General features: G+C 73.2%; 13 protein-coding genes and 1 pseudogene. 5 read left to right on the forward strand and 9 right to left on the reverse strand.

Going from position 1 to position 18,375, the window contains the following annotated elements:
• Nucleotides 1–98 precede the first annotated feature (98 nt).
• Entirely contained in the window at nucleotides 99–800 is a 702-nt protein-coding gene (locus tag CLV40_RS17865; protein ID WP_104480074.1) for an ABC transporter permease, read from the reverse strand.
• Entirely contained in the window at nucleotides 797–1,714 is a 918-nt protein-coding gene (locus tag CLV40_RS17870; RefSeq protein WP_104480075.1) for an ABC transporter ATP-binding protein, read from the reverse strand. The genes CLV40_RS17865 and CLV40_RS17870 overlap by 4 nt, the downstream gene beginning before the upstream one ends.
• Before the next feature lie 145 nt (nucleotides 1,715–1,859).
• Here CLV40_RS17870 and CLV40_RS17875 point away from each other — a divergent pair, with 145 nt between their 5' ends.
• Nucleotides 1,860–3,005 (forward strand): sensor histidine kinase, encoded by a 1,146-nt coding sequence (locus CLV40_RS17875; protein WP_245931352.1) that lies wholly within the window; start codon nucleotides 1,860–1,862, stop codon nucleotides 3,003–3,005.
• Entirely contained in the window at nucleotides 3,002–3,604 is a 603-nt protein-coding gene (locus tag CLV40_RS17880; RefSeq protein WP_104480077.1) for a response regulator transcription factor, read from the forward strand. Before CLV40_RS17875 ends, CLV40_RS17880 begins: the two co-directional genes overlap by 4 nt.
• On the opposite strand, the gene CLV40_RS17885 is transcribed toward CLV40_RS17880, so the two are convergent.
• Nucleotides 3,601–5,433, reverse strand: coding sequence for an ABC transporter ATP-binding protein (locus CLV40_RS17885; protein ID WP_104480078.1), 1,833 nt, complete (start codon nucleotides 5,431–5,433; stop codon nucleotides 3,601–3,603). The two genes, CLV40_RS17880 and CLV40_RS17885, sit on opposite strands and share 4 nt — an antisense overlap.
• A gap of 203 nt (nucleotides 5,434–5,636) precedes the next feature.
• Here CLV40_RS17885 and CLV40_RS17890 point away from each other — a divergent pair, with 203 nt between their 5' ends.
• Nucleotides 5,637–6,923: a glycosyltransferase 87 family protein gene (locus tag CLV40_RS17890; RefSeq protein ID WP_104480079.1), complete on the forward strand. Its 1,287-nt coding sequence runs from the start codon at nucleotides 5,637–5,639 to the stop codon at nucleotides 6,921–6,923.
• Between the two features lie 37 nt (nucleotides 6,924–6,960).
• Here the strand turns inward: CLV40_RS17890 and CLV40_RS17895 are convergent, their stop codons facing one another.
• Together CLV40_RS17895 and CLV40_RS17900 are read right to left on the reverse strand one after the other, a co-directional pair.
• Nucleotides 6,961–7,170 (reverse strand): helix-turn-helix domain-containing protein, encoded by a 210-nt coding sequence (locus tag CLV40_RS17895; RefSeq protein ID WP_104480080.1) that lies wholly within the window; start codon nucleotides 7,168–7,170, stop codon nucleotides 6,961–6,963.
• Between the two features lie 188 nt (nucleotides 7,171–7,358).
• On the reverse strand, nucleotides 7,359–8,987 hold the full coding sequence (locus CLV40_RS17900; RefSeq protein WP_104480081.1) for an ABC-F family ATP-binding cassette domain-containing protein: 1,629 nt from the start codon (nucleotides 8,985–8,987) through the stop codon (nucleotides 7,359–7,361).
• A gap of 321 nt (nucleotides 8,988–9,308) precedes the next feature.
• Between CLV40_RS17900 and CLV40_RS17905 the strand changes: the two genes are divergently transcribed.
• Together CLV40_RS17905 and CLV40_RS39575 are read left to right on the forward strand one after the other, a co-directional pair.
• A complete protein-coding gene (locus CLV40_RS17905) occupies nucleotides 9,309–10,073 on the forward strand; it encodes an SDR family oxidoreductase (RefSeq protein ID WP_104480082.1) in 765 nt (254 codons plus the stop codon).
• 414 nt (nucleotides 10,074–10,487) lie between these two features.
• Nucleotides 10,488–10,697 (forward strand): annotated as a pseudogene (locus CLV40_RS39575) (IS110 family transposase); the annotation flags it as partial.
• Nucleotides 10,698–10,871: 174 nt separating this feature from the next.
• Here CLV40_RS39575 and CLV40_RS17910 read toward each other — a convergent pair.
• The 4 genes from CLV40_RS17910 to CLV40_RS17925 form a co-directional block, all read right to left on the reverse strand.
• Nucleotides 10,872–11,387, reverse strand: coding sequence for a hypothetical protein (locus CLV40_RS17910; RefSeq protein WP_104480083.1), 516 nt, complete (start codon nucleotides 11,385–11,387; stop codon nucleotides 10,872–10,874).
• Nucleotides 11,388–11,444: 57 nt separating this feature from the next.
• Entirely contained in the window at nucleotides 11,445–12,119 is a 675-nt protein-coding gene (locus tag CLV40_RS17915) for an acVLRF1 family peptidyl-tRNA hydrolase (protein ID WP_104480084.1), read from the reverse strand.
• Nucleotides 12,120–13,127: 1,008 nt separating this feature from the next.
• Nucleotides 13,128–15,929 (reverse strand): S8 family serine peptidase, encoded by a 2,802-nt coding sequence (locus tag CLV40_RS17920; protein WP_104480085.1) that lies wholly within the window; start codon nucleotides 15,927–15,929, stop codon nucleotides 13,128–13,130.
• 817 nt (nucleotides 15,930–16,746) lie between these two features.
• Nucleotides 16,747–18,300: a deoxyguanosinetriphosphate triphosphohydrolase family protein gene (locus CLV40_RS17925; protein WP_104480086.1), complete on the reverse strand. Its 1,554-nt coding sequence runs from the start codon at nucleotides 18,298–18,300 to the stop codon at nucleotides 16,747–16,749.
• Between the last annotated feature and the right edge of the window lie 75 nt (nucleotides 18,301–18,375).

Genomic DNA, 18,375 nt, shown 5'->3' on the forward strand with positions numbered 1-18,375 from the left:
ATCCACCCCGATGGCGCAAGCCTTCCCGCGACCGCGCGTCGTCGGCCGGTGACCGGTTCCCCGGTCACCGGCCAACTCCTTTCCCCCGCCGAGTTGGCTCAGGAACGGCGGTCCCACCGCGTCTTGCGGACGCCGTAGGTCCACGCCACCGCCGTCCAGACCACAAGGGACAGTTCGGGCAACCACAGGCCCAATGCCGGTCCGCGCACCAGGTCGGCCACCGCTCCCCCGGGCAGCAGCAGCATGTACTCCTTCACCTTCGCCGGATCCGTTGCCAGCACCCAGATGCCACCGCCCAACGCCGCGAAGAAGAACGGCGCAGTGGTGATCTGCGCGGCTTCCGGCGTCGCCGTGACGGAAGCGGTCAACAGGCCCACCGCCGCGTTGACGGCGACGCCACCGACCAGCGCGATCGCGAAGGCCGCCGGATTCGCCGGGGCGGGCGCGCCCGCGGCGAACGCCACGCCGCTCATGACCAGGCACTGGACGATCCCGAGCACCACGAACGGCGCCAGCACGCCGAGCAGGATCGTCAGGTCCGGCAGCTCACCGGTGCGCAGCCGCTTCAACGACAGGTCCTGGCGGCGGGCCGCGCAAGCCGTCGTGGCGCTGATGTAGACGGTCAAGCCCTGCGCGGACACCAGTTGCGCGGTGAGCACGAAGGTCCAGTCGGGGTGGCCGCCGGTGAAGCTGAACAGCGCGCCCATCACCAGCGGCAGCACCAGGGCCGTCGCCGCGGTGGTGCGGTTGCGCAGCAGTTGGCGGACTTCGGCCCGCGACAGCGCGAGTACCGCGTTCACGCCGCCACCACCTGGTCGCGCACGCCGTGGAACACGTCCGCCAGCGACGCGTGGTGGGCGCGCAGGCGCGTCAACCGCTCACCCCGCGCACCGGCCCACGCCAGCAGCAGCGCCAGGTCGTCCTGCAACGCGCGGGTGCGGATCTCGACGCGCCCCTTGGCGAACTCGTCGGGGTCGATCGCGCCGGACACGGCGGGCAGCTCGGCCGCGATCAGCCCCTCCGGCCGGTCGAAGCCGATCCGGGACGCCTCCCTGGCCAGCACGTCGACCACCGCGCCGGAGACCGCCACCCGCCCCTCGTGCATGATCGCCAGGCGGTGGGCCAGGCGTTCGGCCTCCTCCAGGTAGTGCGTGGTCAGCACGACGGTCGTACCGCCCGCCACCAGCTTCTCGACCAGGTCCCAGGTGCGCCCGCGCGACTCCGGGTCGAGGCCGGTGGTCGGCTCGTCCAGGAACAGCAGCTCCGGGCCGCCCAGGGTGGCCACGGCCAGGTCCAGCCGCCTGCGCTCGCCGCCGGAGAGCCGGTTGACCCGGACCCCGGACTTGCCCACCAGGTCCAGCGCGACCAGCGCCTCGTCCACATCGGAGGGACGACTGGTCAGCGACGCCCACAGCCGCAGCGTCTCCAGCACGGTCAGCTCGCCGCTCGCGCCGCTGTCCTGCAGCAGCACGCCGGTGCGCGGCCGGATCCGGGCGCGGTCGGCGTCCGGCCGCAGCCCGAACACCCGGACCGCGCCGCCGGTCGGCGGCCGCAACCCCTCCAGCACCTCCAGCGTCGTCGTCTTCCCTGCGCCGTTCGTGCCCAGCAGCGCGAACAGCTCCCCCTGCCCCACTTCGAAATCGATACCCCGCACGGCCTCGAACGACCCGTACGCGCACCGCAGCCCCTGCACGGTGATCACCGGTTCCCTCATGACCACGAGTCTCGCGCCGCGAGGGCGTCGGCGGCAGGCTCACCGGTCAGCAGTCCGTGGATGATCCACACGGGGTGGGCGTGACAAATGTCAGGACCTGGTGAACGCGCGCGCCGGGGCGTCCACCGCTCGTTAGATTCGGCGGGTGAGCGGACAGGCACCGATGACCAGGGCGCGCAAGTACATCTGGTGGACCCAGGGGTTCACGATCGGCATGTTCACGCTGCTGCTCGTGTTCAACCTGCTGGCCACGGTGGGCGCCCGACCCTGGCCGACGGTGCTGCTGGGGCTCGCGGCGGTGGTGGTGCTCCCGCAGTGCCTGCGGCTGAGCACGCTCGCCATGCCCGGGATCGGCCCGGAGCGGACCCGGGCCTGGGAGATCCCGCTCACCATGCTGGTCGCCTTCGGCGCGTGGTGGTTCTCCGCCACGATCGCCCCGCTGACCATGGCCTGGTCGTTCCCGCCCAGCATGCTGATCGCCACGCTGGTCCCCACGCTGCGCGGCTGGCGGCGGTGGCTGCTCGCGTTCGGCGGCGGCGCCGCGGTGGCGCTGTCGGTGTTCCCCTTCGCCGAGGACCCGCGGCTGTGGACCCCGCCCTGGCTGATCGCCACGGCCGTGATGCCCCCGCTGTTCGGCCTGGCCAACCTGCTGCAAGTGTGGCTGTGGTCGGTGCTGTGCGAGCTCGACGGCGCCCGCGCGGTGGCCGCCGAGCTGGCGGTGGCCGAGGAGCGGTTGCGCTTCGCCGCCGAGCTGCACGACATCCAGGGCCACCACCTGGAGGCCATCGCGCTCAAGGGCGAGCTGGCCGAGCGGCTGGTCGGCCACGACGACGACGCGGCCCGCGCGCAGGCCGCCGAGGTCAGCGAGCTGGCCAGGACCGCGTTGCGGGAGACCCGCGCGGTGGTGCACGGCTACCGCCGCACCAGCCTGTCCACCGAGATCGGCAACGCCGTCGACATCCTGCGCGCGGCGGGCATCAGCGCCACGGTCACCGGCGCGGCGACGGACGTGCCACCGCCGCTGCAACCCCTGTTCGGCGCCCTGGTCCGCGAGGGCACGACCAACGTCCTGCGGCACAGCGCGGCCACCGAGTGCGCGCTGGCCATCCGGGTCGCCGACCGCCGGGTCCGGGTGGACCTGCGCAACGACGGCGCGCGGGACGACCGGGCCTCCCGTGACGGCAGCGGCCTGACCGGACTGCGGGAGCGCTTCGCGGCCGTCGGCGGGACCGTGCGCGCCGAGCTGGTCGACGGCGCGTTCCGGCTCACCGGCGAGGCGGTGGCCCCGTGACCGGGATCCGCGTGGTCCTCGCCGACGACGAGGACCTGATCCGGGGCGCGCTGGCGGCCCTGCTGGAGCTGGAGCCCGACATCACGGTGGTGGCCCAAGCGCGCGACGGCGCGGGCGCGGTGGCGGCGGTCGCCGCGCACCGGCCGGACATCGCGGTGCTGGACCTGGAGATGCCCGCGCTCGACGGGATCGGGGCGGCGCGCGAGATCGGCGCGGCCGCGGCGGTCGTCATCGTGACCCGGCACGCCCGGCCCGGCGTGCTGCGCCGCGCGCTGGCCGCCGGGGTACGCGGGTTCGTGCCCAAGACCACCCCGGCCGCGCGGTTGGCCTCGATCCTGCGGGACGTGCACGCCGGTGCCCGCTACGTCGACTCCGAGATCGCCGCCAGCGCGCTGACCGAGGACACCTGCCCGTTGACCGCGCGGGAGCTGGAGGTGCTGCGCCTGACCCGGGTCGGCGGGTCGGTGCAGGACATCGCCAACACCGTCCACCTCGCGCACGGCACGGTCCGCAACTACCTGTCCTCGGCGATGACCAAGCTCGCGGTCACCTCCCGCCACGACGCCGCCCGCATCGCCTGGCAGGAGGGGTGGATCTAGCTCGGCACCTCGGCTTCGGCGAACTGCGTGGTGTAGAGGTCGGCGTACCGGCCGCCGGAGGCCAGCAGGTCTTCGTGGGTGCCGCGTTCGACGATCCGGCCGTCCTCCACGACGAGGATCTGGTCGGCGGCGCGGATCGTGGACAGCCGGTGGGCGATCACCAGCGCCGTCCGGCCGCGCAGCGCGTCGGTGAGCGCGGCCTGGACGGCCACCTCCGACTCCGAGTCCAGGTGCGCGGTGGCCTCGTCCAGGACGACCACGCGCGGCCGGGCCAGCAGCAGGCGGGCGATGGTCAGCCGCTGCCGCTCGCCGCCGGAGAGGCGGTAGCCGCGCTCGCCGACGACGGTGTCCAGACCGTCCGGGAGGGACTCGACCAGCTCGGCCAGCCTGGCCTGGCGCAGGGCCGACCAGATGGCGTCGTCATCGGCCGACGGGTCCGCGTAGACCAGGTTGGCGCGGATGGTGTCGTGGAAGAGGTGACCGTCCTGGGTGACCACGCCGACGGTCTCGCGCACCGCGGCCAGGGTCAGGTCCCGCACGTCCACACCGGACAGCCGCACCGCGCCGGAGTCCACGTCGTAGAGCCGGGGCAGCAGCCCGACGATGGTGGACTTGCCCGCGCCGGACGAGCCGACCAGCGCGACCAGCTGACCGGGCTCGGCGGTGAACGACACCCCGTGCAGCACTTCCTGCCCGCCGCGCCGGTCGAGCACGGCGACCTCCTCCAGCGAGGCCAGCGACACCTTGTCCGCCGCCGGGTAGCCGAAGCGCACGTCGTCGAACCGCACCGACACCGGCCCGTCCGGCACCGCCCGAGCGCCGGGCCGCTCGGTGATCATCGGCGCCAGGTCCAGCACCTCGAACACCCGCTCGAACGACACCAGCGCGGTCATCACGTCCACCCGCACGTTGGCCAGCGAGGTCAGCGGGCCGTAGAGCCGGGTCAGCAGCAGCGCCAGCGCCACCACGGTGCCCGGGGCCAGGCTGCCGGTGAGCGCGAGGTAGCCGCCGAGGCCGTAGACCAGCGCCTGGGCCAGCGCGGACACCAGTTGCAGGCCGGTCATGAACCAGCGGGACGCCATCGCGGTGCGGATCCCGATGTCACGCACCCGCCCGGCGCGCGCGCTGAACTCGGCCAGCTCGGCCTCGGGGCGGCCGAACAGCTTCACCAGGGTGGCGCCGGGCGCGGAGAACCGCTCGGTCATCTGGGAGTGCATCGCCGCCGAGAGCCCGGCGGCCTCCCGCTGCAGGCCTGCCATGTGCTTGCCCACCCGCCGGGTCGGCAGCACGAACACCGGCAGCAGCACCAGCGCCAGCGCGGTCACCTGCCAGGACAGGGTCATCATCACCCCGACCGACAACGTCAACTGGATCACATTGCTGACCAGACCGGCCAATGTTGTGGTGTAAGTCCGTTGCGCTCCGATCACGTCCGAATTCAGCCTGCTGACCAGCGCACCGGTGCGGGTTCGGGTGAAGAACGCCACGGGCATGCGCTGCACGTGCCCGAACACCTCGCGCCGCAGGTCGAAGATCAGGCCCTCACCGATGTGCGCGGACAGCCACCGCTCGACCACGCCGAGCCCGGCGGAGACCACGGCCAGCGCGGCGATGGCCACCGCCAGCCACACCACCTCCGACACCTGCGCGTGCCGCACGATGGCGTCCACGACCCGGCCCGCGAGCAGCGGAGTGGTCACGCCGAGCACCGCGACGCACACGGTGAGCAGCACGAACCCCACCAACCGGGGCCGGTGCGGGATGGCGAAGCGCAACACCCGGCGCACGGTCCCCTTCCGCACCTCACGCGGCGCGTCGGCCGCCTTCATCACGCCCGCGAGTACCCGGCGAGGACTGTTCACGCGTTTCCCTCCAGCGTCCACGCCGGGTGGTGGACCGGCGCCGTACCGGTTTACCCGAACGCCCGACGGCCCTGACACCTTCCCCGGCCTACGGACGCGCACCCGGCCCTCGGTAACCTGCCGGGGCGGGTGGCCGCTCGCGGCCGGGGGACGGGGAGGGCACGACACCGATGCCGTTGAGGGTCGCGAAGGCCGGTGTCCGGCTGGACCTGGTGCTCTACCTGGGGTTCGCGGTCTTCGCGGGCGTCACCGCGGCGGGTTCGGAGTTCTACGGCTACCGGATCTGGGGCAACTGCGCGCTCGTCGCGTACCTGGTCGCCGCCGCGCTGGCCGGTCGGGTCGCGCTGCGCGGCCGCGGGTCGCGGTGGCTGCCCGTGTGGCTGAGCACCCTGGTCGGGACCATCGCACCGCTGCTGTACCTGTCGTTCCGCCGCGACCCCGGCTACACCTGGGGCCCGTGGCCGTGGTCGTTCCCGTCGCAGCCCGAGGTGTGGGTGGTCGAGCGGGCGGCGCGCGCGTGGCTGGCCGACGGCACGCCGTACCTGGACCTGAACACCCTGGGCCGCGCCCCGCACGCCGACGACTACACGCCCTACGGCCCGTCGATGTCGGTGTTCGGGCTGCCGCGGGCGCTGTTCGGCGACCACCCGCTCACCGACGCGCGGGTGGCCTTCCTGGTGGTGACCGCGGGCGCGCTGCTGCTGGCCTGGCACCTGCTGGGCAGGCCGACCGTCCCGGTGCCCGCCGCGCTGCTCGTGGTGGCGAGCCCGCTGACCGCGCTCACCCTCACCGTCGCGGGTGACGACGTGGCGGTGGCCGCGCTGGTCGTGTTGGCCGCCGCCCTCGCCTACCGGGACACCCGCTGGAGTCCATGGTGGACCGGAGCGCTGTGCGCGGTGCTGGTGACGATGAAGCTCACCGCGCTGCCCGCCGCCGCCGTGCTGGCCGTGGGGTTGCTGGCGCACCGGGGACTCCGCGCCGCGGCGGCGTTCCTGGTGGCGCTGCTCGCCGTGGGCACAGCCGTCGTGCTGCCGGTGCTGCTGGTCGACGCGGGCGCGTTCGTCGAGCACGTGGTGAAGTTCCCGGTCGGGCTCGGGCGGGCGTCCTCGCCCGCGTCGAGCCCCCTGCCGGGTCACCTGCTCGCCGGTCTGGGGGCGGCCGGGCACGCCGCCGCGCTGGTCCTGTTGGGACTCGCCGCCTGCGCCGTGGCCGCCTGGGTCGCGCTCCGTCCACCGCGGACAGCCGCGGATGCCCTGGCGCGCACCGCGATCGGGTTGGGCGCGGCCATCGCGCTCGCGCCCGCCACCCGGTGGGGATACCTGGTCTACCCGGTGGTGCTGCTCGGCTCGGCGCTCGCCTTCGCCGCCGCCGAGCGGGTCCGGGTGGGAACCGGGGAGTCCGCACCGGGCTCACGCTCCGGTGTGGACAGCCGGACGGGCGACCCGCCACCTCGGTGACCTCGCGGTCCGGACCGGGTGCGGCCGCCTGCCCGCCTTACTTCTTCTTCGTCCTGGTGGCGCCACCCCGCCCGCGCAGCGTCACACCGGACTCCGTCAGCACTCTGTGGATGAATCCGTACGAGCGGCCGGTGTTTTCCGCGAGCGCCCGGATGCTGGCGCCCTTCTCGTACTTCTTCTTCAAGTCAGTGGCAAGCTTGTCGCGCGTGGCACCGGTGATCCGCGCGCCTTTCTTGAGGTCAGCCACGTTGTCCGCCTTCCGTCGCGAGTGGCGGGGCCCACGGGTGGCCCCTACCGCCGCAATGATCGAACACCGCCGCGCGAAATGCCAGACGAGACGAGCAAATGATGACCGAGGACCCGTGATCACACCGGATGCCCGGATCGGGACCCAGTGTGATCCGGGAATACAAGATCCCAGCAAAACGGCGATTTTCAGGCGAGCTGAACGAGCTCCAGGTACTCGGCGGACCAGTGGTCCTCGGTCCCGTCTGGGAGCAGGATCACCCGCTCGGGTTCCAACGCCTCCACCGCACCGGGGTCGTGCGTGACCAGCACGACCGCCCCGGTGTAGCGGCGCAGCGCGTCCAGCACCTGCTCGCGGCTGGCCGGGTCGAGGTTGTTGGTCGGCTCGTCGAGCAGCAACACGTTGGCCGCGCTGGACACCAGCCCGGCCAGGGCCAGCCGGGTCTTCTCGCCACCCGAAAGGGTGCCCGCGGGCTGGTCGAGCTGCTCGCCGGTGAACAGGAACGTGCCCAGCAGCGACCGCAGCTGCTGCTCGGCCGCGTCCGGGGCGGCGTGCCGGGTGTTGGCCCAGACGCTGGCGTTGTGGTCCAGGGTCTCGTGCTCCTGGGCGTAGTAGCCCAGGCGCAGGCCGTGACCCGCGACGACGCCGCCGGAGTCGGGGGTCTCCATGCCGCCGAGCAGCCGCAGCAGGGTCGTCTTGCCCGCGCCGTTGAGGCCCAGGATGACGACCCGGGAGCCCTTGTCGATGGCGAGGTCGACCCCGGAGAAGATCTCCAGCGAGCCGTACGACTTGCTCAGCCCCTCGGCGGTGAGCGGGGTCTTGCCGCAGGGCGCCGGTTCCGGGAAGCGGATCTTGGCGACCTTGTCCGACTGGCGCACCTCGTCGAGGCCGGAGACCAGCTTCTCGGCCCGCTTGATCATGTTCTGCGCGGCGACGGCCTTGGTGGCCTTGGCGCGCATCTTGTCGGCCTGGGCCATCAGCACCGACGCCTTCTTCTCCGCGTTGGCCCGCTCGCGGCGGCGGCGCTTCTCGTCGGCGGCGCGGGCGTCGAGGTAGCGCTGCCAGCCCATGTTGTAGATGTCGACCTCGCCGCGCATGGCGTCGAGGAACCACACCTTGTTCACCACGTCGGCGAGGAGCTCGACGTCGTGGCTGATGACGATGAGGCCGCCGTTGTGCCCCTTGAGGAAGGTGCGCAGCCAGTTGATGGAGTCCGCGTCGAGGTGGTTCGTCGGCTCGTCGAGCAGCAGGATCGTGCCCGCGCCACCGCCGACACCCGACTCGGAGGCGGCGAACAGGATGCGCGCCAGCTCCACCCTGCGGCGCTGCCCACCGGACAACGTCCGCAGCGGCTGGGCCAGGACCCGGTCGGCGAGGCCGAGGTTGGAGCAGATCCGCGCCGCCTCGCTCTCGGCGGCGTACCCGCCGAGGGACGCGAAGCGCTCCTCCAGCCTCCCGTACTTGCGCACGGCCTTGTCGCGCACCGACTCGTCGGCGTGCTCGGCCATCGCGGTCTGCGCCTTCTCCATCTCCCGCAGCAGCTCGTCGAGCCCCCGCGCCGACAACACCCGGTCCTTGGCGGTGACCGAGAGATCACCCTCGCGGGGGTCCTGCGGCAGGTAGCCGAGCTCGCCGGTGCGGCGCAGTTCGCCCCCGTAGGGCTCCCCCTCACCCGCGAGGACCCGCAACGTGGTCGTCTTGCCCGCACCGTTGCGGCCCACGAGGCCGATGCGGTCGCCCGCCTGCACGCGCAGGGAGGCGTCGGAGAGCAGGATGCGCGAGCCCGCGCGAAGTTCGAGATCGGTGGCGGTGATCAAAGGAAGCTCCGGGAGAGGTGGCCGTGGTCGTGGGCAGGGGTCATCCGCCCGCGTGCCGTGGCACGTGGGCCCGACCGGCCGTCAGTCGATGAGGATCACGCCGTCTCGGAGGACCACGTCCCCCAGTCTACCGGCGCCCGCGAGCGGGTTCCGGGGCTAGTGCCCCGACCCGGGAGGTCGGCCGTGTACCGGCCTGTCCACGGCCTGGCGGGCAAGGCGCCGGAACGGCCTCGTACTGGGCGTACTCGGTCGTTTCGGCAACGCGGCCTGGCGGGTCGAGAGATGGTCGATGTTCCGGGTCGGGGCACTAGGGTCGGGGGGATGGGCGAACTCGCGGGCAGGGTGGCATTGGTGACGGGCGCCAGCCGGGGCATCGGCCTGGCCATCGCCACGGCCTTGGCGCGCGAGGGCGCGTCGGTGGCGTTGTCAGGACGCAAACCGGAACCGCTGGACGCGGCGGTGGCCGAGGTGGCGGCGGCCGTCCCCGGGGCGGCGGTGATCGGCATCCCGGGAAACACGGGACAGGACGAGGACCGCGCGCACGTGGTCGACCGCACGGTGGCGGAGTTGGGCGGCCTGGACGTCCTGGTCAACAACACGGGCATCAACCCGGTGGGCGCCGCCCTGATGGACGCCGACCTGAACGCCGTCCGGAAGGTCTTCGACACCAACGTGGTGGGGACCCTGGGGTTCGTGCAACTGGCGCACCGGGCGTGGATGGCCGAGCACGGGGGCGCCGTGGTGAACGTCGCGTCGGTGGCGGGGCTGCGGTCGACGGGGGTGCTCTCGGCGTACGGGGCGAGCAAGGCGGCGCTGATCCGGCTGACGGAGGAACTGGCCTGGCAACTGGGCCCGGGGATCCGCGTGAACGCGGTGGCGCCGGGGGTGGTGAAGACCCGCTTCGCCCAGGCGCTGTACACGGGTCGGGAGGCGGAAGCCGGATCGGTCTACCCGATGAAGCGCCTGGGGACCCCGGAGGACGTGGCGGACCTCGTGACTTTCCTGGCAACGGACAAGGCGTCCTGGATCACCGGCGAGACGATCCGCGTCGACGGCGGCCTGCTCGCCACCGGCACCCTCGGCTGACCACCCGCAGGCAGCCCCGACCTCAATCCCCACACCCGCCTAATTCACGCCCCACCCACCCCACCTCGCCACCCGCTTCGCCCGCCCCACCCCGAACGAGCGCAGCCCCCCACCTCGAACAAGCGTTGCCCGCTCCACCCCGAACGAGCGCAGCCCCCGCCCTTCCTCAGGGGGGACAGCCCTGCTCCAGTTTATCGAGATCGGGGTGGCCGAAAGCCGGTTGCCTGCTGCCTGTGGACGAACGCGCGGGATGTGGACAGTCAACGCAGCCAAAAGCCCAGGTCAGCCGAGGTTCGGCGGCGGCCTGTGGATGGAAAGCACCCGATCGGGGCGCACGGCGAGGCTCGACAACCGCTGGGTCGGCGACCACCGAGCGCGGCAAGCGCGCGAAGAACAACGAACCGGCCGGGGGACGACCAGCAGGTCGCGATCGGGGCGCCGCCGGTCGCGGCCGCCCACGCGATCAGCCACCTGCCCGGCCTGGCCACGCGCCATATCGCCGACCTCTCACCCCAGTCGCGCGAAGACCGATGCCCAGGACGCGTTCGTTGTCGCCCTGCCGCACACCCGCGCCCGGTCAACGTCGGCGACAGCGCCGCGGCCGGGCTGGAGGTACTGGCCGGACTGAGGCGCTCACCACGCGGTGGAGTCCGGCCGCCGGTCCCGGTCAGCCACGTGGGCGCCGGGGTCGGCGGCGTACATCACCGGCGACATGCAGATCGGGTCGCCCCGCCACGCCCAACCTCGCGGGGGGATGGATGGTTGGGCGTGGCGCCGGGGGGCGACCGGTCTGTGGGGTCAGCCGGTTGTGGTGGTGGGAGCCGGTGAGCTGGGGGTCGTCGAGGGGGTCGGTGCGCTGGGGGTGGTGGAGGGGGTCGGATTGTTGTCGCGGGGGCCGGGACGGGCCGGGCGGCCTTCGGGGCCGCGGTCCCGTGGGCCGTCGCGGAAGCCGGGGCCGCCGCGGAACTCCGGGCCGCCGCGGCCGTCGTGGCCGGGGCGGGAGAAGCCCGCTCGTCCGCCGGGGTGGCCGTCATGGCCGATGGCGTAGCCCGCGATGCCGCCGACCAGGAGCAGGGCGACGCCCGTGAGACCCGCGACCAGGACGCTCACCTGGCGTCCCGCCACGCGCGGGCCGCGGGGGCGGGCGGGTGGGGTCGGGGTGGGCGGCGGGGTGGGGTCGCCGGTGGGGAGTTGCTGGGTGGAACCGCTGTCCGACGGGGTGTCCTGGAGGGCGGCGCTGTCGGGGGAACCGCCGCCGTGCCCGGTGGCGGGTGGCGGCTGCCGTGGGTCCTGGGGTGGCGGGGTCTCGCTCATGGCACCACTGTGCGGCACGAACCTGTGTTTCCCCTGTGGACCCCTCCCCCGCGCGGGTCAGTCCGGGTCGCGCAGCACCACCTCGACGGCGAAGGCCCGCTCGGCGGCGTCGTCCAGCACGGTCCGCCGGGGTTCGGGGATGTCGAGCACCCGCGGTACGGCGAGCGCGAAGACCGGGGCCAGCGCGCGCTCGGCCCGCAGGGTGTCGAGGGCCTGCCGGTCACCGCCGAGGACAACGGCGGACAGCTCCCCGACGCGACTCCCCAGCACCTCGCCGACGTCCCGCGCCGCGGCCTCCAAGGCGTGCCGGGCCTGCCCCTCCCGCCGCCGGGCGAACCGCTGCTGCGACCAGCCGCCCGCGGCGCTGCGGCCGTGCACCAGGTGGCGGTCGGTACGGGAGACCACGACTTGTCCCGCCTCCGCGACGCCAACGCTGTGCCCACCGAGCCGGACCAGCAGCAGCCCGACCCGACGCGGCACGGCCAGGTGTTCGACCAGGGCGCTGACGTCCAACCCGTCCCGCTCCCCCACGACACCCGCCAACGGCCCGAACGGCACAGCGACGGTCGCGGTAACCCCATCCCCGGACCAGACAACGATCTCGTCGGGCCCGACGACCGTGCGCACCACACCCCCGTTGCGCTCGGCGAACCGCGCGAACCACCCCGGCACCCGCCCGGCCACGACCTCGACGGCCCGCCCGCCCCCGGCCACCGCCCTACCCTTGCCCATGGCACCCCACGGTACGGGTCACGCCGAGGGAAGACGTGCGACACCCGCAGCGGGCAACCGCTCCATCACACCCGCCGGACACGGCCTTTCGCACGCACGGGATCGCCACGGAAAGACACCCGCGCTCAGCAACGCCTATCCCCGCACACAGCACCCACCAGCACGAGCCGCGCCGGATGAAGACGTGCGGCACCACCGCAGGAGGCAGCCTCGCTCGGGCGAGCGTCACCTCATCATCATCCACAGTGCTCACCGGGCCACTCCGGACAAAGACGCGCGGCACCACCACACGAACAACCGCGCTCGGGCGACTGTCCGCCTCCCATCGACAGCTCCCAGCGGGCCACCTCGGATGAAGACGCGCAGCACCACCACAGGACACGACCGCGCTCGCGATCGTCCACCTCTCATCCGCGGCGCCTAGTGGCCCTTAGATGAAATCCGCGGTATCGCCACAAAAGACGGCAGCACTCGGCAACCGAACCTCTCGCCCATGGTGCCCTACGGAGCCAACCCGGATGAGGGCATAGGGCACTACCACAGGAGACAGCCGCATCCGGGCGATCGCCCGCCGCGCGCCCACGGCGCCCACTGGGCCACCCCCGGACAAAGAGGCGCGGCACCAGCACAGGACACGACCGCGCTCGGACGGTCGCCCGCCGCACACCCACAGAGCCCACTAGGCCACCCCGGACGAAGACGTGCGGCATCGCCACGGGACACGACCGTCGTCGACGATCGACCACCTCTCGACCACCGCACCCGGTGGGCCACTCGGATGAGGGCGTGCGGCATCGCCACAGGAGACAACCGTGGTTGGCGATCGCCCGGCCTCTCAGCCACGGCGGCCAGTGGGCCACCCCGGATGAGGGCGTGGGGCATCGCCACAGGGGGTGCCTGTGGTGGGGGTGTGCCGGGGACGTCCTGGATGGGAACGGCCGACCAGGTAACGGAAGAGCCGCGCACCGGGGTTCCCGGTGCGCGGCCCTTTCACCTCATCGGGTGGCCTCAGGCTCCCGGAGGCGGGGTCACGTATCCGTTGATGTGCAGGGAAACCGCGCGGATCGAGCCGGTGTCCCCGGCGGCGCCGTCGGTGGCCTTGTAGGTCCAGTTGCCGTTGGCCTGCACCGCGGTGAACGGCGTCAGCGACTGGTTCGGCCGCCACGTGCCCGTGTAGGGCGCCACCGCCGACGACAGCGAGGCGAAGGTGGCCGCCGCCGAGTCGTCGAAGACGACCTGGCAGAGGTTGTTGCCGCTGCCGCCGTTGCGGTTGTGCAGGGTGACGGAGGTGCCGTTGGGGGCGGTGAGGGTGCCGACGAGGTCTTCCACGTAGGTGTGGTCGATGCCCACCGTGGTGGCGCCGATGGCCGAGGTGCACGTGGTGCCGTCGACGGAGAAGGTGACCTTCGACGCCGGGCCGACGCCCGACACCGGGATGGTCACGCTGGCGCCGACCGTGCTGATGTCCGGCACCGCGACGGGCGGTCCCGTGTACGAGAACGTCTGGGCGACGGGCGACGGCCTGCCGACCGGGAACGAGAACGTCCCGCGCGTCGGCGACGCGGCCGCCGCGAAGGTCACCCGGGCGTCCAGCACGACCGGCGTGCCCACCGGGTGGCTCAACGGCACCCGCACGGTGAACTCGCGGTTCACCGTCTGTCCCTTCGCGACGGTGCCGTAGCCCTGGGAGCGCGGGGTGATGACGACGTTGGCCGTCGGCGAGGTCACCACGACGCTGGTGGACACCGCGTCGGCGTCGCCGGTGTTGGTCACCGGCAGGGTCACCGCGACCGTGTCGCCCGGGTCGACCAGGTCCCCGCCGTCGGCGGGCGCGACCTTCGGCGACTGCGCCAGGGCGCGCGGCTGCGGGCTGGCGCCGGTGTAGGCGAGCACCCGGTCGGCCAGGATCACACCCGCCCCGGTGCGGGCGTCGAACCCGGCGGGGCCGAGGTCGACCGCCGTGTTCACCAGTGCCTCGCGCACCTCGGACCGCGCGATCCCCGGGTTGCCGGAGAGGACCAGCGCGGCGATCGCGGCGGCGTGCGGTGCCGCGGCCGAGGTGCCGAAGAACGGCCGGAAGCCGGAGACGCTCGTCTGCACGCCGTCCGCCGCGGTGATGTCCGGCTTGGTGCGCACTTCACCACCCGTGGCGCCGACGTTGCCCGGCGTGATCGGGGTTCCGTTGGGCTGGTAGAAGACCCGCCGCGGGCCGTCGGAGGAGAAGCGCTCCAGCTTGGAGTTGGCGTCGAACGCGCCGGGGAAGGGGCCGCGCGGGTTGGCCGGGTCGCCGGTTTCCAGGTCGAACGGCAGCGGGTTGTTGGCGGGCGCGGCGGCGACGCTGAACGCCTGCTTGGCCGCCGAGTGCCCGACGGTCACGCCGGGGGTGGTGAACGCCTTGAGGCCGTCGGCGGAGTTGGTGAACCGGCCGCGCAGCGCGGAGAGCGACAGGTACCGGTTCTGCCCGTTGAACTTCACGACCGCCAGCCGCAGCCCGGCGCCGGTGGCGGGGGTGCGCAGCAGCTCGAACGGGTCCTGGGTGCCGTCCTGCACGTCCTGGCTGAACGCGACGACGTTGCCCGCGCTGTCGAACAGGTACAGGTCGTAGTCGTTGGCGGAGGCGCCGAGCGGGTCCGACCAGTGCAGGGTGACGGGCACCGAGGTGGACTCGGTGGACACCGGCTCGAAGACCTGCGTGGTGGCCGAAGGGTCGAAGTCGTGCGCGGTGCCCGCGAACTTGCCGACGACGTGGCCGGAGTCGACGAAGTCGCCCTCCCAGTGGCCGGACGTGCCGTCGCCGGTGTTGCCGTCGTTGCCCGCGGAGGAGAAGAACAGCGCGCCGTCGGCGGTGACGTCGTTGACCGCGCGGGCGATCAGGCCGTCCTGGAACGGGGATTCGACGAAGTACAGGACGTCGTCGACGATGATGTCGCAGCCGTGGTTGCGGCGCAGGGTGCGGATGTTGTCGGCGAAGCTGGCCTCGCTGTTGAACGCGGAGGCGAAGCCGAGCTCGGCGCCGGGGGCCAGGTCGTGCAGGATCTCCAGCATCGCGGTGCCCTCGTCGCCCTCACCCTCCTGGGTGGGCACGACGTCGACGGCGGGCAGTTCGCCCGCGGCCTGGGAGACCTCGAGCGAGTCGATGCCGTCGGAGAGCGCGCAGAGCTTCACGCCGACGCCGGTGACGCCGTAGGTGGCGCGGGCGGTGTCGGCGTTGTGCGCGCGGTCGCCCTCGCTGGTGACGACGGCGGCGCGGCCGCTCTCCCGCGCCTCGACCGCGGCGCGGACGCGCTCGGCGATGCGGGCGGCCTTCTGCTCCTTGGACTCCGGCTTGGCGGGAACGCCCGCGCGCGGCTGCTGCGCCGCGGTGATCGCACCCGCGGCCTCGCTCACGTGCCGCACGTCGGGGCGGCCCGCGACCGCGGTCAGCGCGGCGAGCGGGACGTCGGCGCGCACGGCACCGGCGTCGGTGGACACCGACCGGATTCCCGCGCCCGCCTTGGTGAGGGAGCCGAGCAGGTCGTCGGAGACCTTGTCGGCGGTGATGTCGACGAGCACGGTGCCGCCGGACGAGACCTTGGCCCCGGTCTGCACGCGCGGTACCGCCGCGGCGGCGGCGCGGTCGCGGCGCAGCTTCTGCTCGACCAGCAACCGGCTGTCCAATTTGGACTCGGCCTTGGTCTGGACCTGCTTGAACCGCTGCAACGCCGCGATCTGCCGCGCGGCGTTGTCCTGCGCGGCGGTCGCGGGCAGCGGCTGGGCCGCCACCGGCGCGACGACCCCGAACACCAGCGCGGCGGCGCAAGTGGCCGTCACGGCTGGGCCGCGACGCGACAGCGCCGATCTCGACCGGACTGGGCGATCGGATGAACGCACGGGTCCTCCCCCGTCTGTGCGTGCCCCGACCCACGCGCACCGACGCCGGGGAAGCCCCCGGCGACGCCAACGTAGGGTTCACACCAACGGGTGGACATCTACCGTTCGAGTGATGATCACTCACATGATGTGACGCTCGGTATTTACCCACCACTGTCTTGCGACGCCCGATACGGCTAAGTGCCAACAAGATCTCGCCGAGCGTGGTGGTCTGTCTTGACAGCGCCCGATGCCCGCGACGGGCACCCGGGCCACGCGGGAACGTCCCGTCCGGGCGTTCGCGGGAGGTCGCCCGGACGGTCCGGAGTCATCGGGAACGGAGAACGCCGGAACCTCGGTCCGCTTGCGTGGTCGACAGGCGTACGGCGATGCCGAGCCGCCCGCTCGGCCGTCCACACTCGGCCCGGCTCACTCGCGGTTGGTCCCACCGACTTGCCTGTCGCGCGGAAGCAGGCGGCCGGGCCGTCGACGGGACGAGCCCGTCCCAAGACTCTCGTTTGGCTGGCTGGAACACCCTGCGGCTACGGCAACATCGGGCCAAGCAGCCGTGTGGAGCCCCGGCCCGCCGCACCGCTTCTCGCTCGTCGCCAACGCCCGCGAGGGGTCCCCCGCAATAGGGGAACCCCTATTTCAATTCTCTTCGGTCGCGGCGGGCGGGCGAAGTGGTGCAGGCGGGTCTGTGGACAACTTCGACGCATGTGGCCGGACACCGAAATCACGCCCCGAGCGGCGGCGGCCAGGGCGCCGACCGCGCGGGCTACAGGACGAAGGCGTCCGACCAGAACTGGCCGGTGCGGCCGGAGAGCGCTTCCAGGAGGGTCGCCGCCTGGCCGTCGGTGAGGGAGGCGACGAAGTCGATGACGGCGCGGCCGCGGGCCAGGGACAGCAGGGCCGCCTCGCCCGTCGGGGTGTCGCCGGTGGCGCCGACCAGCGCGCCGGGGTGTTCGTCGCCGAGCCACGTGTACTCGGCGCGGGCGAGTTCGACCAGGTCGTGCAGGCGGCGCGGGAGGCGGTCGGCTTCGTAGCGGTCGGCGAGCCACTGCTCCAGCGCCTCGACCAGCTTGGTCAGCAGCCGGGCCTGGCCGCGCTGGTGCAGGGCCAGGTCGGGGCGCAGCAGCACGAAGCGCCGGTGGACGAACTTGAGGACCTGCACCTCGTGCCACTGCCCGCCGCCGAGCAGGACGTGCCCGGAGCGGGTGGGCGGGTCGGCGATGACGTGCACGCCCGCGACCAGCCGCGCGGTCCAGCCGGAGGAGAAGCGGCCGAACGCCTGCTCCGCGTCGACCGAGCCGTCGAAGGGCACCGACAGCAGGTCGTCGACCAGTTCCGCGCGCACCCGCGACACCGCGGCGGCGAAGGCGTCGTCGTCGAAGATCCAGGAGTCGCGGGCCAGCAGCCGCCTGCGCAGCCGCTCCAGGGACTGGCCGGGGCGGCGGCCCGCGGTCAGGTCGCTGGGGTCGAGGCGGGCGAACTCGCGGCGGTCGGACTCCCACTGGCCCAGCTCGGCCGACACCGGGGCGTGCTGCAGGACGCCGATCCGGTGGAAGTCCTCGAGGTCGTGGATGGCGTAGGCGATGTCGTCGGCGTTGTCCATGATCGACGCCTCGACGGTCTGCTGCCACGGCTCGACCAGCCCGTCGAACACCGCGCGGGCCTCGGCGAGGTCGTCGAGCTCGGTGACGTACGCGGAGAACTTGCTGGACCCGGTCCCCGGCGAGTCCGCCGGTTCGGCGGCGCCGCGCGGCGGGTCGGCCAGGTCGCGGGGGTGCGGGACGGGGTGGGACAGGCGCGTCCACGGGTACTTCAGCGTCGCCGCGCGGACGGCGGCGGTCAGGTCGAGCCCGGCGGCGCTGGGGCCGCGGGTGTCGGTCGTGGTGATGATGCGGAAGCTCTGCGCGTTGCCCTCGAACCCGTCGGACAGCCCGAAGCGGTGCCGGGCCAGGCGGTCGAGGACCTGCTCGCCGAGGTGCCCGAACGGCGGGTGGCCGAGGTCGTGGGCCAGGGCGGCGGCCTCGACCACGTCCGGGTCGCAGCCGCCGAGGTCGGCGATGAGCGGCGCGGCCTCCGGGTCGGCCGCCAACCGCTCCGCGATGGCCCGCGCCACCTGGGCCACCTTGAGGCTGTGCGTCAACCGGTTGTGCAGCAACCCGGACCCGCTGGCGCTGACCACCTGCGTGACCCCGCCCAACCGCGCGAAGAACGGCGACGCCACGATCCGGTCCCGGTCGGCCCGGAACGGGTTGGCCGTCAGGTCGTTCGCGGCCCGCGCCCCGTCGCGCCGCGCCACCCGCCGCTGCTCGTGATCCGACATGCGCCGAGCCTAGACAGGCCCGTCCACCGATGCGGGACGGCGGTCGACCGACGCCACGTCACCGTTCGCCCCGGC

This window comes from Actinokineospora auranticolor (assembly GCF_002934265.1).
Taxonomy (GTDB): Bacteria; Actinomycetota; Actinomycetes; order Mycobacteriales; family Pseudonocardiaceae; genus Actinokineospora; species Actinokineospora auranticolor.

What these genes read in the sequence shown, in the direction of transcription:
- CLV40_RS17870 (WP_104480075.1), bottom strand. Translation starts at nt 1,714, where the DNA reads ATGAGGGAACCGGTGATCACCGTGCAGGGGCTGCGGTGCGCGTACGGG.
- CLV40_RS17885 (WP_104480078.1), bottom strand. Translation starts at nt 5,433, where the DNA reads ATGAAGGCGGCCGACGCGCCGCGTGAGGTGCGGAAGGGGACCGTGCGC.
- CLV40_RS17890 (WP_104480079.1), top strand. Translation starts at nt 5,637, where the DNA reads ATGCCGTTGAGGGTCGCGAAGGCCGGTGTCCGGCTGGACCTGGTGCTC.
- CLV40_RS17905 (WP_104480082.1), top strand. Translation starts at nt 9,309, where the DNA reads ATGGGCGAACTCGCGGGCAGGGTGGCATTGGTGACGGGCGCCAGCCGG.
- CLV40_RS17910 (WP_104480083.1), bottom strand. Translation starts at nt 11,387, where the DNA reads ATGAGCGAGACCCCGCCACCCCAGGACCCACGGCAGCCGCCACCCGCC.
- CLV40_RS17915 (WP_104480084.1), bottom strand. Translation starts at nt 12,119, where the DNA reads ATGGGCAAGGGTAGGGCGGTGGCCGGGGGCGGGCGGGCCGTCGAGGTC.
- CLV40_RS17925 (WP_104480086.1), bottom strand. Translation starts at nt 18,300, where the DNA reads ATGTCGGATCACGAGCAGCGGCGGGTGGCGCGGCGCGACGGGGCGCGG.